This window comes from Pseudomonas sp. UBA6753, assembly GCF_002453565.1.
Classification (GTDB): Bacteria; Pseudomonadota; Gammaproteobacteria; order Pseudomonadales; family Pseudomonadaceae; genus Aquipseudomonas; species Aquipseudomonas putida_Z.
In genome coordinates this window covers 21831-37674 of record NZ_DKHD01000060.1, presented here as the reverse complement: position 1 = coordinate 37674, position 15844 = coordinate 21831, and the positions used below count along the sequence as shown (strand labels likewise).

Annotated in this window: 13 protein-coding genes and 2 pseudogenes; 2 read left to right on the top strand and 13 right to left on the bottom strand. The window is 65.8% G+C overall.

The annotated features are described in order from the left end of the window. Position 1 precedes the first annotated feature (1 nt). Genes B2790_RS23620 through B2790_RS23605 form a run of 4 tightly spaced genes read right to left on the bottom strand, consistent with a single transcriptional unit; the run spans position 2 to position 4567 of the window. The gene (locus tag B2790_RS23620) at positions 2–1681 is read right to left on the bottom strand and encodes an FAD-dependent oxidoreductase (RefSeq protein ID WP_286919904.1); all 1680 of its coding nucleotides are present in this window, start codon (positions 1679–1681) and stop codon (positions 2–4) included. A gap of 33 nt (positions 1682–1714) precedes the next feature. After that, positions 1715–2035 (bottom strand): NIPSNAP family protein, encoded by a 321-nt coding sequence (locus tag B2790_RS23615; RefSeq protein ID WP_025339629.1) that lies wholly within the window; start codon positions 2033–2035, stop codon positions 1715–1717. Further along, positions 2020–3753 (bottom strand): FAD-dependent oxidoreductase, encoded by a 1734-nt coding sequence (locus B2790_RS23610; protein ID WP_286919903.1) that lies wholly within the window; start codon positions 3751–3753, stop codon positions 2020–2022. The genes B2790_RS23615 and B2790_RS23610 overlap by 16 nt, the downstream gene beginning before the upstream one ends. Positions 3754–3757: 4 nt before the next feature. Next, on the bottom strand, positions 3758–4567 hold the full coding sequence (locus B2790_RS23605; RefSeq protein ID WP_286919902.1) for a shikimate dehydrogenase family protein: 810 nt from the start codon (positions 4565–4567) through the stop codon (positions 3758–3760). Positions 4568–4721: 154 nt separating this feature from the next. Between B2790_RS23605 and B2790_RS23600 the strand changes: the two genes are divergently transcribed. Further along, entirely contained in the window at positions 4722–5492 is a 771-nt protein-coding gene (locus B2790_RS23600) for an IclR family transcriptional regulator (RefSeq protein ID WP_025339626.1), read from the top strand. A 229-nt stretch (positions 5493–5721) separates the two neighbouring features. Here the strand turns inward: B2790_RS23600 and B2790_RS23595 are convergent, their stop codons facing one another. The 8 genes and pseudogenes from B2790_RS23595 to B2790_RS23565 form a co-directional block, all read right to left on the bottom strand. Beyond that, entirely contained in the window at positions 5722–6765 is a 1044-nt protein-coding gene (locus tag B2790_RS23595; protein WP_286919901.1) for an ABC transporter substrate-binding protein, read from the bottom strand. Next, positions 6762–7895 carry an NAD(P)/FAD-dependent oxidoreductase gene (locus tag B2790_RS23590; RefSeq protein ID WP_286919900.1) on the bottom strand — a complete coding sequence of 378 codons (1134 nt, stop codon included), beginning with the start codon at positions 7893–7895 and terminating at the stop codon, positions 6762–6764. The genes B2790_RS23595 and B2790_RS23590 overlap by 4 nt, the downstream gene beginning before the upstream one ends. After that, positions 7892–9250, bottom strand: coding sequence for an NAD(P)/FAD-dependent oxidoreductase (locus B2790_RS23585; RefSeq protein WP_286100107.1), 1359 nt, complete (start codon positions 9248–9250; stop codon positions 7892–7894). Before B2790_RS23585 ends, B2790_RS23590 begins: the two co-directional genes overlap by 4 nt. After that, complete coding sequence (locus B2790_RS23580) at positions 9247–9537, bottom strand: (2Fe-2S)-binding protein (protein ID WP_025339623.1); 291 nt, start codon at positions 9535–9537, stop codon at positions 9247–9249. The genes B2790_RS23585 and B2790_RS23580 overlap by 4 nt, the downstream gene beginning before the upstream one ends. Before the next feature lie 14 nt (positions 9538–9551). Beyond that, positions 9552–10346, bottom strand: coding sequence for an ABC transporter permease (locus B2790_RS23575; protein WP_025339622.1), 795 nt, complete (start codon positions 10344–10346; stop codon positions 9552–9554). A 4-nt stretch (positions 10347–10350) separates the two neighbouring features. Then, the gene (locus B2790_RS23570; protein WP_286919898.1) at positions 10351–11220 is read right to left on the bottom strand and encodes an ABC transporter permease; all 870 of its coding nucleotides are present in this window, start codon (positions 11218–11220) and stop codon (positions 10351–10353) included. Next, positions 11217–11420 (bottom strand): annotated as a pseudogene (locus B2790_RS25130) (TOBE domain-containing protein); the annotation flags it as partial. The gene B2790_RS23570 and the pseudogene B2790_RS25130, both read right to left, overlap by 4 nt. A gap of 28 nt (positions 11421–11448) precedes the next feature. Continuing rightward, positions 11449–12162 (bottom strand): annotated as a pseudogene (locus B2790_RS23565) (ABC transporter ATP-binding protein); the annotation flags it as partial. A gap of 249 nt (positions 12163–12411) precedes the next feature. Between B2790_RS23565 and B2790_RS23560 the strand changes: the two are divergent. Further along, entirely contained in the window at positions 12412–13239 is an 828-nt protein-coding gene (locus B2790_RS23560; protein ID WP_286919897.1) for an IclR family transcriptional regulator, read from the top strand. 209 nt (positions 13240–13448) lie between these two features. On the opposite strand, the gene B2790_RS23555 is transcribed toward B2790_RS23560, so the two are convergent. Further along, positions 13449–15302 (bottom strand): ABC transporter ATP-binding protein, encoded by a 1854-nt coding sequence (locus tag B2790_RS23555; RefSeq protein ID WP_274121012.1) that lies wholly within the window; start codon positions 15300–15302, stop codon positions 13449–13451. Positions 15303–15844 lie beyond the last annotated feature (542 nt).

The following is a 15844-nucleotide window of genomic DNA, read 5'->3' as shown; positions in this document are numbered from 1 at the left end:
TTCAGGTGGTCAAGGTACTCAACGCTCTACCAGCCAGATAACCGAATGTCATCCCCGGCCCCAAGGTAATACCGCCACTCGGGTAATACCCGCCCATCACGCTGTCCATGTCGTTGCCCACCGCATACAACCCGGGGATCGGCCGCGCCTCGCGGTCCAGTACCCGGGCCGAGGCATCCGTGCCCAGGCCGGCGAAGGTACCAAGGCTGCCCGGCAACAGTTTCACTGCGTGGTACGGCCCGTGCAGCAGTGGCCGCAGCGATGGATTGGGGGCTTGCAACGGCTCGCCCTGCGCCCGGTTGTAGGCCGATGCACCGCGCCGGAAAAGCGGATCTTCACCCTGGGCTGCATGTTGGTTGAAACCGTCTACCGTGCGCTGCAACTGCGCGGCGTCGATCCCGCAGCGCTGTGCCAGTTGCGCCAGCGTGCGACCGCTGTGCAGGTAATCGCAGCGTTGATAGTGGCGGGTGGGGAAAGGGAAGGGCTTGGCCCAGCCGATGCCATAGCGCCGTTGCGCGGCATGGTCGCAGATCAGCCAGGCTTCCGGCGCTTCACCCTGCGGCGTGGCGGCGAACAGCGCGTTCATGAAGTCGTGGTAGCAATCGGCCTCATTGACGAAGCGCCGGCCATCGCGGCGCACGGCGATGAAACCGGGCTTGGCGCGATCGATCAAGTGCGGGAAATGGCCGAAACTGCCATCACTGCGCGGCACCCGCGACACGGGTGCCCAGGCACCTGCATGGGTCGCAGTCGCCTGGACCAGGCCACCGGCCTGCTCGCCCAGGCGCAGGCCGTCACCGCTGTTTTCCCATGGCGCGGCGGAGTAGTGCTGGTCACCGTTCGGCGCATGCGGCATCAGTTGCGCGATGCGCTGGCGATCATGCGCAAAGCCACCGCAGGCCAAAACCACACCGCGGCGCGTGTGGATCAGCTGGCCGTCGGCAAACTGTGCGCCGCTGACCCGGCCTTCGCCCAGCAGGCGACTGGCCGGCTTGTCGGTCAGTAGCGTCACGCCAAGGTTCAGGGCGCTGCGCAGCAGCCGTGCCACCAGGGCATTGCCATTGACCAGCTGCAGGCCGCGGCGGTGCAGCAGCAGGTCGCGACCATGGCGCAGCAGGCGTTTGCCCACATGCAGCGCGGCCGTGGGCGAGCGCGTGGCGTTGAAGAAGGCGGCCATGTCGGCGCCGCCGGCAATGCCCATGCCGGCCAGGCTGACGATGTCCAGCGGTGGGCGCAGCTTGTGCAGCCAGGGCCCGAGCAGGCGCCCGTCGTATGGCAGCGCGCACAGCGAACGGCCACCGCGCGCGCTGCCGTCGCCTTCGCGCATGTCGGGCATGCGGCTGCCGCTCTGGAACTGTACGGCGGTGTGTTGCTGGAAGAACGCCACCATCTCCGGGCCATGGTGCAGGAAGGCGCGCTGGCGCGGGTCCAGTTCGCTGACATGGGTTTGCCCGCGCAGGTAGCGCTCCGGGGCATCGTCGGTCTCGACGATGCCTTCGGCAATGGCCAGCGGGTTGCGCGGTATCCACAGCCAGCCCCCCGACCAGGCGCTGGTGCCGCCCAGTTGGCTGGCTTTTTCCGCGACGATCACCTGCAGGCCGTGATGGGCGGCAGTAACGGCGGCAGCCAGGCCAGAGGCACCGGAGCCGATGACGAGTACGTCACATTCGAGGGGTTGCATGGTGGGGTTCCGCTCAGGCGTTGGAGGAAGGTTTTACTGCAGCGGCGAAAAACCGGTGGGCCGCAGCATTCGCGACTGCAAGTGCAGTACCGCGCCCAGCTCGCGGTTGCGCCGTGAGAACTCGGCCCAACGCGGGTCCGCTGCCATGGCTGCGCGGCGTGCCATTCGTTCGTCGAGGCTGGCATAACCCCAGATATGCACCACTTGGTTGACCTCGCCGAACTCGCTGGTGAAAAAGCCGACCAGGTTACCGAGATGCTCGCTTTGCACCTCCAGCGCGTGGCTTTGGTACAGGCTCAGCCAGTCGGCCATTTTCAGTGGGTCGAGGGTGTAGGTTCTCAGTTCGTAGTACATGCTGGATTCTCCATGTGGGTGGTTGGCGCCTGCAGGCGCGCGGTGATGTGGTTGGCAGCGAGCCAGCCGAAGGTGAGGGCAGGGCCCAGGGTGATACCGGGGCCGGGGTAGGTGCCTTTCATCAGTGAATTCATGTCGTTGCCGACTGCATACAGCCCGGCAATCGGCTGGCCATCGCGGTTCAGCACGTTGGCCTGGGCGTCGGTCACCAGGCCGCGGGCCGAGCCGAGGTCGCCGGTGTGGATGCGGATGGCGTAGAACGGGCCGCTGGTCAGCGGCGCCAGGCATGGGTTGGGCGTGTGTTGCGGGTCGCCCATGTAGCGGTTGTAGCTGTTGCCGCCTTTGCCGAACGCACGGTCGATGCCGTTGCGGGCGTCGACGTTGAACTGCTCCAGGGTCTGCATGAACACCTGTGGGTCGACGCCAATGGCCTCGGCCAGGGCCTGCGCTGTTGCGGCGCGGTGCAGGTAGCCGGCGTCGATCAATGCCTGGTTGTCCACCGGCTTTGGCCGCGCCAGGCCCAGGCCGTAGCGGTTCATCGCCTCGGCATCGCAGACCAGCCAGCAGCTGGCAATGCCTTTGGCGAACATGGTCTGCACGAAGTGGTGGTAGGAATCGGACTCGTTGACGAAGCGTCGCCCGTCCTGGCTCACCGCGATCACGCCCGGCTTGGCGCGGTCGGTGACCAGGTGCGGGAAGCGCTCATGCTCGCCATTGGCATGGCGCAGTTCGGAAACCGGTGCCCAGAAGAAGTTGGCCACCAGGCCCTCACCCTGGGCTGCGGCCACGGCTTGGCCAAGGCGCAGGGCAGTGCCGTCATTGCTGGGCGGTGACATGGTCAGGTGCGGCGCTTGCCGGGCCGGCCGGTAGCTGTCGGCCAGCGCGCCTGCAGCGAACCCGCCCATGGCGCACACCACACCGCCCCGGGCCAGCACCCGTTCACGGCGCCCTTCGCGTTGCACCACCACGCCGGTGACCACGCCGCGTTCGACGATCAGCTCCTGGGCTTCGCTGCGTAACCACAGCTGCGTGCCATGGGCGAAGGCGCTGCTGGCCAGGCGCGCGATCAAGGCGTTGCCGGTGGTAAGCCGCGTGCCGCGCGGGTGATGCAGACGGTCCCGCGCATAACGCGCCATCAGCTTGAAGCAATGCCACAGCGACCGGGGCGAGCGGCGGATATTGAGGAAATGCTGGATATCCACGCGGTTGACCATCATGCCGCCGAACAGCAACATGCCGGGCGGCGGCATCTGCAGGTCCTTGAAGTACGGGCCGAGCTGCTTGCCATCGTACTCGACCATCTCCAGCGCCCGGCCAAACTGGGTGGCACCGGGAGCGTCCGGGTAGTAGTCCGGCGAGTGCGGGCGCAGGGCGTAGCGCAGTTCGGTATTCTGCTCCAGCCAGCGCAGCGCCTGGTGGCCATGCTCGATGAAGGCGTCGACCAGGGCGGGGTCGTAGCCGTCGCCGATGACCTGCCTGAGGTAGGTGCGAATGGCCTCGGGGGAGTCCACCGCACCAGCGGCGCGGGCTTGATCGGTTCCGTAGAGCCACACCGCCCCGCCGGAAATCGCCGAGGTGCCGCCAAAGTGTTCGGCCTTTTCCACCACCAGCACTTTCAGCCCATGGCGCGCGGCCGTGGCGGCAGCGGTAAAGCCACCGGCGCCGCTGCCCAGCACGACCAGGTCAAAGTTGTGTTGCGCGTGTTCATGCGTCGGCATGGCTTCAGATCTCCAGCGGCGTGACGCCCATGAAGGCGCCCAGGTGGCCGAGCTGGGCGAAGGCCATTTCCGGGCCGGTCTGGACCGCGCAGCCAACCTGGCGTGCCCGCTTCAGCAGCGGGGTGATCTCGGGCGAGGTGACCACGTCGGCGACCAGGGTTTCGGCTTGCAAGGTGGCGAGCAGGGCGGCAGGCAGCGGCAGTTCCGCGCTGCCGCCCATGCCGACAGGGGAGGCGTTGACCAGCAGGTCGAAGCCTTCCAGCCCGTCGACCCGGGTGGCGAGTTCGACCGCGGGGAAGGCATTGCCGAGCAACTCGCACACAGCGCCCATGCGCGCGGTGCTGGGGTCGCTGAGGGTGATGCTGGCGATGCCGGCCTCGCCCAGCGCATAGGCGATGGCACTGCCGACCCCGCCACAACCGATCACCAACGCACGCTTGCCCGCCGGCTCGAAGCCATGTTTGCGCGCAGCGCCGAGGAAGCCGGCGCCGTCCACGTTGTCGCCCAGCAGGCGACCGTCACGCTCACGGCGAACGACATTGACCGAGCCCAGCGCGGCTGCGCGCTCGCTCAGGCCGTCCAGGCGGTTGGCCAGGGCCTGCTTGTACGGCACGGTGACCACGCAACCGCGCAGGTTCTGCCAGCCGCGCAGGGTGCCGGCGAAGGTATCCAGTGCGGCCTCATGCAGGTCGATGGGCAGCATGGCGAGGTTGCAGTTGTTGTTGGCGAACCAGGTGTTGAAGTTTTCGGGGGACTTCACCTGGGCAATGGGCGAACCGACGATGGCGACCAGTTCAGTGGAACCACGAATCATGCTGACCTCCTTATTGGCGTTGTTATGCAGGCCAAGGGTGAGGCAAGGGGGCGTGGGCAACAATGCGCTGATCGGGCGTTTGATGCGATAATCGCATCACTGATCCGGTTATCGCGGTAATCGGCTGTATTTGCCCTGCTTGCGAGTCGAATAGATGAACACCCCCGCTATCCACCCCCGTGATCTGATCGCCGGCTTGCAGAAGGGCCTGGCGCTCATGCAGCTGTTCAGCGCCGAGCAGCCGCGCCTTAGCGTGCCGCAGGCGGCCAGGTTGTCCGGCCTTACCCCCAGTGCCGCGCGGCGGTTTCTGTTGACCTTGGTGCACGAAGGGTTTGCCGAAACCGACAGCCGTGAGTACTGGCTTACGCCCAAGGCGCTGCGCCTTGGCCAGGCGTATGTGGACTCGGCACAACTGCCGCGCATGCTGCGGCCGATCGTCGAGCAGGTGGCGCGGCAGACCCAGGAGCATGTGTCGGTGGGTACCCGTGATGGTGACGAGATCATCCACCTGGTACGTAGCCGCTACAGCCATGTGGCCTCGTTGTCGATCCGGCCGGGTTCGCGGGTGCCCATGTATTGCACCGCCGGCGGGCGCGTCTGGCTGGCCTGGCTGGATGAGGGGGAGCGGGATGCCTACTTTGCGCGTAACCCGCTGCGTGGGTTGACGCCTTATACGCAGACGGACCGGTTACAGCTGGAGGCGGAGTTGCTGCGGGTGAAGGAGCAGGGGTTCTGTATCGTGGACCAGGAGTATGAAATCGGCATGCGCGTGCTGGGTGTGCCACTGCTGGACCGGGCTGGCCGGCTGAAAGCGACGTTGACCATCACCACCCATGCTTCGCGGTTGAGTGTGGATGAAATACGTTTGCGGTATCTGCCGACCCTGTACGAGGCCCAGGCGTTGTTGCGGCCGGTGCTGGATTGAGGTGTCAGGGTTTGGAGGTGTGTTGCCTTCTTCGCGGGAAACTCGATCTCATAGAACTGAACATGATTCATTGAGCTAGCCGGGACCCTGTGGGAGCGGCTTCAGCCGCGAACACCGGCGCAGCCGGTGCCATGCACCGCGCTGGATTCTTCGCGGTTAAAGCCGCTCCCACAGGGTACGCGGACCGACAGCGCAGCCCAAAGGGGCGGGAGCGGCCCAGGCCCTCGGCTTACCGCTCGATCTGGCGGTTCCAGCGCGCGTTCCATTCGGGGCGCTGGGTGTTGACCTGGTCCCAGTCGATGGTCACGGCAGTCTGCAGGTAGGTCTGCATGGCTTCGACCTGGCCACGGGTCTTGTCACTGGTAGGTGTGTTGGGGTTGGACGGGATCTGGTCACCCAGCTCCAGGGCCGGCGACTGCGCCTCGGGGCTGAGCAGGAACTCGGCGAGCTTCTGCGCAAGCTCCGGCTGGTCGTTGTTGGCCGTGACGCATTCGGCCTGGTTGAGCACCACGGCACCTTCCTTGGGCGCGGCGTACTCCACCGGGATGCCTTTGAGCTTCAGCGCCGTCACCTGGGTGGGGGTGAGCGGGAACAGCGCGGCTTCGTCGGTTTGCACCATTTCCGAGAGCTTGGCCGAGTTGGGGATGTACTCCAGCACGTTCGGGCCCACGTTCTTCTGCCAGGCCGTGAAGCCCGGGTTGACATCGGTATCGCTGCCGCCGTGCAGGCGGTTGTACATCAGGAAACCATGCAGGCCGAAGGTGGACGATGCCATCGACTGGAACACCACCTTGTCCTTGAAGCGCGGGTCGGCCAGGTCGTTCCACGAGGTGGGCGCTGCCCAGCCATTGGCCTTGAACAGGCGGCTGTTGTAGGCAAGCCCGGTCACGCCCAGGCTGACTGCGGCGGCCTTGTCCTTGATCAAGGCCTTTTCCGGCAACTGGGCCAAGGTCGGGTTGGGTTTGAGCGTGCTGCACAGGCCTATGCCGATGGCGCGGTACATGATGCCGTCATCCAGCACCATCACATGGATCGACGGCTTGTTAGGCGTGGCCTGGACCTTGGCGAGGATGTCGGCAGAGGTGCCGGGGACAATCACCACCTTCACGCCGTTGGCCTGCTCGAACTTTGGCAGGATATTGTCGCTGAACAGCCGTTCCATGGTGCCGCCGTTCATGCCCAGGTAAAGCGTGGGTTGGGCCATGGCGGGCAGGCAGGCGAACAGGCCGGGCACGGTGCAGAACAGGGCGAGCAAACGTTGCTTGTGCGTCATGACAGGTTTTCCTTGTGGTGGTTGGGCTGAAAGCGGTTGATGGAAAAAGCCGCCAGGCTGAGTGCCGGCGCGCCGTGCAGGATGCATTGCGCCAACGCTTCACCGGCAGCCGGGCCTATCTGGAAGCCGGCACCGGCAAAGCCGAAACCATGCAGCAGGCCGGGCTGGTGCAGGCTGGGGCCGAGCACCGGTTCGTCATCGGGCAGGTAGCCTTCGGTGCCGCTCCAGGTGCGAATGGCCTGGGCGCCGGCCAGTGCCGGGTACAGCTCGGTGGCATTGCGCAGGATGTCGAGCACTGCGGCCTGGCCCGGGCGTGCGGTGGTCGGGGTAAGGGCAAAACCGCGCCCGCCGCCCAGCACGCAGTTGCCACGCACCACCTGGCGGGCGTAGATGCCGCCGCCTTCGACCCCGGTGCTGGCGGTCATGAACAGCGGCAGCGGCTCGGTCACCAGCATGGCGGGGTGGGCCGCGGTCAGCGGCACCGGCTCGCCGAACTGCTCGGCCAGTTGCGCCGACCAGGCGCCGGCGCAATTCAACAGCCAGGGCGCCTTGAAGCCTTGGCCGCTGCTGGTGCTTACGCTGAAACGGTGGCCGTCGTGCCCCACCTCCAGCACCTTGCACTGCTCATGCACCTGGGCGCCGCTGCGTCTGGCCGCCTGGGCGAAGGCCGGTGACACCAGCCGTGGGTTGGCATGGCCGTCCTCGGGGCAGTACGAGGCGCCGACAGCGATATCGCCCACCCAGGGGAAGCGCTGGCGCAGTTCGCGTCGTTCAAGCAGTTGCAGGCGAAGGTCAAAAGCCTGGGTACGCCGGGCATAGGCCTTCAAGGCATCGAAGTCGGTTTCGCTGCGGGCCAGCTTCAGGTGGCCGCTGCGGGCGTATTCGCCATCGATGCCGATCCAATCGCGCAGATTCCCCCAGATGGCATGGGCGCGCATCGACAACGGCAGCTGGGCCAACGAGCGGCCCTGGCGGCGCACACCGCCGTAGTTCACCCCGCTGGAGTGCGAGCCGCAGAAGTCGCGTTCCAGCAATGCCACTTGCCGACCAGCGCGGGCCAGGGTCAAGGCCGCGCTGCTGCCGATGATGCCGCCGCCGACGATGATGACGTCCACTTCGATCAACTTCATGGTTTTATCTCCAGGCCAAAGGGCAGGGGCTTGACCGGTGCCTGGCCACGCAGGCGCCCTACCTGGTCAATGGCCCGACCGCTTTCGCAGGCGATCAACTCGGCGGCAGCGGCACCGCACACGCGGCCCTGGCAGCGGCCCATGCCGACTCGGCACATGGCCTTGACCCGGTTGATTTCCCAGTGCCCGGCACGCACGGTGGCGCGGATTTCCCCGGCGCTGATCTGTTCGCAGCGGCACACGGTGAGATGGTCCGGGGCTTGGCGGGCCCACTGCTCGGGAAATGGAAAGGCCTGCTCCAGCCCTTGGCGGAAGCGCTGCAAGGTGGCCAGGCGCCTTTCCAGTTGCTGCTGGCGCTGCGGGTTGCCGGGCTTGCCGAGGTCGGCCAGCAGTGTCAGGGCGGCCAGTTCACCGCTCATCTCGGCACCGTCGGCACCGAGGATGCCGGCACCGTCGCCTGCCAGGTACACGCCGGGGCTGGTGGCCCGGCCCTGGGCGTCACGTACCGGTAGCCAGGCGCGGTTGAGCGCGCTCCAGGCGAACCGGCAACCCAGCAGGTCGGCCAGTTGGGTTTCACTGCGCAGGGCGTGGGCGAATGCCACGGCGTCGCATGGCAGGTCGTGTTGCTGGCCATTGTGCAGCCAGCGCACACCGCTGGCGCGTTGCTCGCCGTCGATACCCAGCAGGGTCACACCCTGGTGCACCGGCACACCCTTGCGGGCCAGCCAGGCTCGGTAGTACAGGCCCTTGGCAAAGGTGCCCGGTTGCAGAAGCAGGCGTGGCAGGGCACGCACCTGGGCGCTGAACGGTGAGGTGTCGAGCACCGCGCTGACCGTGGCACCGGCCTTGGCGTACTGGTAGGCCACCAGGTACAGCAGCGGCCCGCTGCCGGCCAGCACCACCCGTTCACCGATCGCGCAGCCCTGGAACTTCAGGGCGATTTGCGCAGCGCCCAAGGTATAGACCCCAGGAAGGGTCCAGCCGGGTATCGGCAACACCCGGTCGGTGGCACCGGTGGCGACGATCACCCGGTCGAACGCCAGGCGGTCGGCCAATTGGCCCTGTTGCAAGGTGTCCAGCACTTGCTGCTCGGCGTTCCATACCAGGGTGTCCGGGCGGTAGTCGACCTGCCCGCGCAGTTGCTCGAGGGTGGCGTGCACGGCTTGCGCCTTTCCTGCCTCGAAGCCGTACAACGCTTTGGCCGAGCGGCGAAAGTTGGCCGGCTGCTGGCGGTAGATCTGCCCGCCGCCGCGGCTGGCTTCGTCCAGCAGCACCGGGCGCAGGCCGTGGGCTACCAGGGTTTGCGCGGCGCGGATGCCGGCCGGGCCGGCACCGATGATCACGATCGCACTCATGGCTGACGCCCCGGGTCGCGGGTCACGCACTGGCCCGGTTCCAGAAAGGTCGAGCAAGCGCGTACCCGGCGGCCATCCTGCAGGCGTACCCAGCAGTCCTGGCAGGCGCCCATCAGGCAGAAGCCGGCGCGTGGTTCGGCGCTGAAGTCGCTGCCGCGCAGGTGCCCGGCATTGGTCAGGATGGCAGTCAGCAGGGTATCGCCGCTCATGCCTCTGGCCGGTTGGCCGTCGAGCAGGAAGGGCACAGGCTCGCGGTCGTGTTCGGCCACGCGCTTGAACAGAGGCATGGGGGCATTCCTTGTCATTGCTTGCCCACCAGCACGCGGTCCAGGCCATATACGCGGTCCAGGGCGACCATGGTCAGGGCGGTGACGGCGATCACCAGCGCCGAGACGGCGGCCATCATCGGGTCGATGGATTCGGTGGCGTATACGTACATGCGCACTGGCAGGGTCTGGGTGGCAGGCGAGGTGACGAAGATCGACAGGGTCACTTCGTCGAAGCTGTTGATGAACGCCAGCAGCCAGCCGCCGGCCACACCGGGCAGGATCATCGGCAGGGTGACCTTGCAGAACAGCGTGACCCGGCCAGCACCCAGGCTTTGCGCGGCCTGCTCGGCGCTGCGATCGATACCGATGGCTGCAGCCAGTACCAGGCGCAGCACGTAAGGGGTGATCACCACGACATGGGCGAACACCAGCCAGGCGAAGCTGCCATTGACGCCCAGCAAGGCGAACAGCCGCAGCAAGGCCACACCCAGCACCAGGTGCGGGATGATGATCGGCGACAGCAGCAGGCCGTTGAGAAAGCCTTGGCCGGGGAAGCTGTAGCGGGTGATCGCCAGGCCCGCCGGCACGGCGATCAAAGTGGCCAGCGAGGCAGCCAGGGCCGCGAGTTTCAGGCTGTTGTAGAACGCATCGAGGAAATCGGCACGCTCGAACACGGCGCTGAACCAGCGCAGCGAAAAGCCGGCGGTGGGCAGGCTCAGGGTGTTTTCCGGGGTGAATGCCACCAGGCACACCACCACCAGCGGGGCGAGCATGAACAGCATCACCAGGGCGTGAAAGGAAAGGGCCAGCGGGCCGTTACGGGTCATCGGTTCAGACTCCAAGTGCGCGTTTGTAGCGGCGTTCGACCAGCCGGTTCCAACTGAGCATCACCAGCAGGTTGATCAGCAGCAGGGCCACGGCGATGGTGGCACCCATCGGCCAGTTCAGTTCGGCCAGGTACTGGTCGTAGATCATGGTGGCGACCATCTTCAGCCGGCGCCCGCCCAGCAGGCCGGGAATGGCGAACGAACTGGCGGCCAGGCCGAACACGATCAGCGTGCCCGACAGCACGCCGGGCATGATCTGTGGCAGCACGATGCGGCGGAACACCGTCCACTGGCTGGCACCCAGTGACAGCGCGGCTTGCTCGGCAGCCGGGTCGAGCTTCTGCAGCGAGGTCCACACCGGGATGATCATGAACGGCAGCATCACGTGGACCAGGCCGATGATCACCGCAAAGGGCGTGTACAGCAGCTTCACCGGCTGCCCGCCGAGGGCAATGATGCCCTGGTTGACCAGGCCGTCGGCGCCCAGCAGCAGGCTCCAGCCGAAGGCCCGCACTACCACCGAAATCAGCAGCGGGGTCAGCACCAGGATCAGGAAGATCGAGCGCCACGGCGCGCCCATGCGGCTGAGCACCAAGGCCTCGGGGATGCCGAACAGCACGCAAAGCAGGGTGACCAGGGCGCTGATCCAGAAGGTGCGGAAGAAGATCTCGTAGTAGTAGGTGTCGGTCACCAGGCTCAGGTAATGGCCGAGGGTGTACTGGCCGGCCTGGATGCCGCTGCTGTAGTCGAACGCGTTGAACGACAGCAGCACGGTCAGCCCCAGTGGCACCACCAGCAAGGCCAGGAACAACAGCAGCGCCGGGCTGCTGAGGCCGTAGCCCCAGGCGCTGCTGCGCAGCTTTGCCGCGCTCATGCCGCCACCTCGCCAGCGTTCAGTACCCGTAGCAGGGCATCGTTCCAGTCCAGGCCGACCTGTGTGCCTTCATCCAGCGGTGTGTTGCCGTCGTTGGCACGCACCACGGCCAGGTTGCCCAGAGCGGTGTCGACCCGATACAGCCACTGGCTGCCGAGGAAGTAGCGGCAGCTGATGCGGCCTGCGAGCTTGCCGCTGCCGGCCGGGGCCGGTTACGCCGCGCAGGCGGTTGGCCTTGCCGACAAAGTCGGAAATGAAGGGCGTACCCGGGTGTTCGTAGAGGCGGTAGGGGTCATCTACCTGGGTGATGCGCCCGGCCTCCATCACCACCACCCGGTCGCTGATCGACAAGGCCTCGGCCTGGTCGTGGGTGACCATCAAGGTGGTAATGCCGACCTCGTTCTGGATGCGACAGATCTCGAACTGCATTTCTTCACGCAGGTGGGCGTCCAGGTTGGACAGCGGTTCGTCCAGTAGCAGTACCGGCGGTTCGATCACCAGTGCGCGGGCCAGGGCCACCCGCTGACGCTGGCCGCCGGAGAGTTCGCGCGGGTAGCGCTCGGCATGCTTGTCCAGACGCACCAGCGCCAGGGCCTGGTCGACCCTGCGGGCGATGTCGGCGTTGGCCACCTTGCGCATGCGCAGGCCAAAGGCGACGTTGTCGCGCACGGTCATGTGCGGGAACAGCGCGTAGCTCTGGAACACCACGCCCAGGCCTCGGCTGGCCGGCTTGGCGTGGGTGATGTCGCGGCCGTCGAGGACAATGCGGCCGCTGGTGACCTCGACGAAGCCGGCAATCATTTGCAGGGTGGTGGTCTTGCCGCAGCCCGAAGGGCCAAGCAGCGAGACGAACTCGCCTTTCTCGATGGCCAGTGACGAGCTGGCCACTGCCTCCGTGGCGCCATAGCGCTTGCAAAGCTTGTCGATCAACAGAAAGGTCATGGCTGTGCTCCATCGCAAACGGAACCGGGGTCAACCGGCAGTTTCAGGGTGGGCAGAGCGCCAGCGGCGAAAAGCAATGCTTTTACGGACGTTGGCGCTCGCTTCTGTGGCGGCGGCCGATGTTGTGATATCGCCCTATGGACCGGAGAGTAGGGCAATGATTAGGATGGCGACAAAGGGTAATTTCACTGGGTGACAGCTATTTTGAAATTATTCCACTGAATGGAATTTTTAAGGATTGGACGAAAAATGGATTCCGATAATCGAAATGAGCAGGCCAAGGAAGTAGGTGTCAGTGCGGTGTCGCGTTTGTTCGCCGTGTTGCGTGCGCTGGGAGAATGCGGCGGCGAGGGCGAGAAGGTCAGCCAGCTGGCGCAGCGGGTTGGCCTGGCGCAACCCACAACCCACCGCCTGCTGCGCAGCCTGATTGAAGAAGGCATGGTCGATCAGTGCGCGACCAGCAAGCGCTACCGGCTGAGCCTGGATTTTTTTGCCCTGGCGGCCAAGGCCGGGCAAGCCGGCAACCTGCGCGATGTGGTGCGCCCCAGCCTGCTGCGGTTGTCGGCCTCGCTGGGCGATTCGCTGTTCCTGCTGGCGCGCTCGGGGTTCGATGCGGTGTGCCTGGACCGCAGCGAAGGGCCATACCCGATCCGTACCTTCACCGGCGATATTGGCGGCCGTGTGGCCTTGGGGGTGGGGCAGGGCAGCCTGGCAATCCTGGCCTTCCTGCCGGAGGAGGAGCGCGACGAGGTGATCCGCTACAACCTGCCGCGGCTGAAGGATTTCCACCATTACGACGAAGTCATGCTGCGCGCCGAAATCGACAATGTGCGCAGCCTCGGCTATGCCGGGCGCAATACCGGAGTGCTCGATGGCATGGCCGGCCTGGCGGTGCCGATCCTCGATCGTAACGGCCATGCGGTGGCGGCCCTGAGCGTGGCGACCATCAGCGACCGCCTGGGGCCCAACCGCATGCCAACCGTGGTGGCGCTGCTCAAGCGCGAGGCGGCGGCGATTGGCGAGCGGGTCAACCCGTTCGACCCGGTGCTGCGCCGGCCTTCGCATGTGTTTGGTTGAGCTGCAGGCCCGGAGAACTCAGTACGCAAGCGGTGTGGGAGCGGGCGTGCCCGCGAAGAATCCAACGCGGTGCCTGGCACCGGCTCCGCCGGTGTTCGCGGGCGCGCCCGCTCCCACAGAGCCCCGCTAAATCAATGAGTTATGTGTTGTTCTATGAGGGCGGGCGTGCCCGCGAAGAATCCAACGCGGTACCTGATCCCACCTTCTGCCTACTCCATCGCCTCGGCCACGCCCTGGTCCTCACCCAGGAACCCGCCGCTCTGGTGCTGCCACAACCGTGCATAAGTACCATTCTTCGCCAGCAGTTGCGCATGGGTGCCTTGTTCGATGATGCGCCCTTCATCCATCACGATCAGCCGGTCCATGGCGGCAATCGTCGACAACCGGTGGGCGATGGCGATGACGGTCTTGCCTTTCATCATTTCATCCAGGCTTTCCTGAATGGCCACTTCCACTTCCGAGTCCAGCGCACTGGTGGCTTCGTCCAGCAGCAGGATCGGCGCGTTCTTCAGCATCACCCGGGCAATGGCGATGCGCTGGCGCTGGCCACCAGACAGCTTGATGCCGCGCTCTCCCACCAAGGTGTCGTAACCGGTGTTGCCCTGGCGGTCGCTGAGCTGGCTGATGAAACCATCGGCCTGGGCATTGGCCGCAGCGGCGCGGATCTGCGCTTCGGTGGCATCTGGGCGGCCATAGGCGATGTTGTCGCGAATCGAGCGGTGCAGCAGCGAGGTGTCCTGGGTGACCATGCCGATGGCGCTGCGCAGGCTGTCCTGGGTGACCTTGGCCACGTTCTGCCCGTCGATGCGGATTTCCCCACGGTCCACGTCGTAGAAGCGCAGCAGCAGGTTGATCAAGGTGGACTTGCCAGCGCCGGAGCGACCGACCAGACCGACTTTTTCGCCCGGGCGGATGTGCAGGCTCAGGTCGTCGAGCACCTGACGCTCGCCGTTGTAGTTGAAGCCGACCTTGTCGAAACTCACCGCGCCCCCCTTGGTTACCAGCTCGGCAGCGCCGGGCGCATCCGTTACCTTGGGGCCGCGGGTGAGGGTGGCCATGCCGTCCTGCACGGTGCCGATGTTTTCGAACAGCGAGGTTATCTCCCACATGATCCAGTGCGACATGCCGTTGATACGCAAGGCCATGGCGGTGATCGCCGCCACCGCCCCGGTGCCGACCTGGCCCTGGTGCCACAGCCACAGCGCATAGCCACCGGCAGCAATGATCAAGCCCACCACCAGCGCCTGGTTGACGATTTCGAACTGGCTGACCAGACGCATCTGGCGAAAGCCGGTCTGCTTGAAGTCCTCCATGGCCGCGCGCGCGAAGTGCGCTTCGCGGTTGGCGTGCGAGAACAGTTTCACCGTGGTGATGTTGGTGTAGGCGTCAGAAACCCGCCCGGTCATCGATGATCGGGCGTTGGCCTGCTCCTGGCCGACCTTGCCCAGGCGTGGCACGAAATACAGCATGGCCAGGCCGAACAGCACGACCCAGGCAATGAATGGCAGCATCAGTTTCAGGGCAAAGCCACCGGCCAGGGCAATGATCGCGATGAAGTACACACCGATCCCGGGCAGGATCTCGATGAGGGTGAACAACACATCGCGTACCGCCAGCGCCGTCTGCATCACCTTGGTGGTGACCCGGCCGGAAAACTCGTCAGAAAAGAACGACAGGCTCTGGCGCAGCATCAGCCGGTGAAAGTCCCAACGCAGGCGCAGCGGCAAGTTGATCGCCAGTACCTGGTGCTGAAGCATGGTGCGCAGCGCCACCAGCCCGATGCTGACCAACAGGACGATGCCGATACCCCACAGCACCCGGGTTTCTTCGGGGCCGACGGCACCGCCGGCCTGCCAGTCCGAGAGCAGGTCCACGACCTGGCCGAGGAAGGCGAACAGCCAGGCTTCGTAGATCGATACCCCGGCACTGAGCAGCGCAAGCGCCAGGATGTAGCCGCGCGCGCCCCGGGTGCAGGCCCACATGAAGCGCAACAGGCCAACCGGTGGCGGTGGTATCTCGTCAGGGGGGAAGGGGTCGAGCCATCGTTCAAAAATACGCAGCATGCTTGTCTCCGGAAATCAGCTTGTGCCTGGCGCTAACCATACAGATCACTCAGGCGTGCAGGGGTTCGTGCAGTGTCGTTCTGGAACTCGCTGACCGGCTTGCCGCTGTCCAGCGCTTCCAGCACGGTCCACCGCGTCGCCTGCTTCGCGGGTGAACCCGCTCCCACAGGTACGGCGTAGGCTTCAGGCTCACGCTGTACCTGTGGGAGCGGCTTTAGCCGCGAACACCGGCGCAGCCGGTGCCATCCACCGCGTCGCCTGCTTAGCGGACATGCCCGCTCCCAAAGGTACGGCGTGGGCTTCGGGCTCACACTGTACCTGTAGGAGCGGCCGTGGCCGCGAACACCGGCGCAGCCGGTGCCATCCACCGCGTCGCCTGCTTCGCGGGCATGCCCGCTCCCACAGGTCCGGCGCAGACTTCGGGCTCATGTTGTACCTGAGGCAGCCTTGTGCTGCGAAGCGCTGCGCGGGCGGCGCTCGATCTCACAGGCATCAAACATCCCAGACATGTACCTGCTGCTAACAATTTTTTGCAATTCATT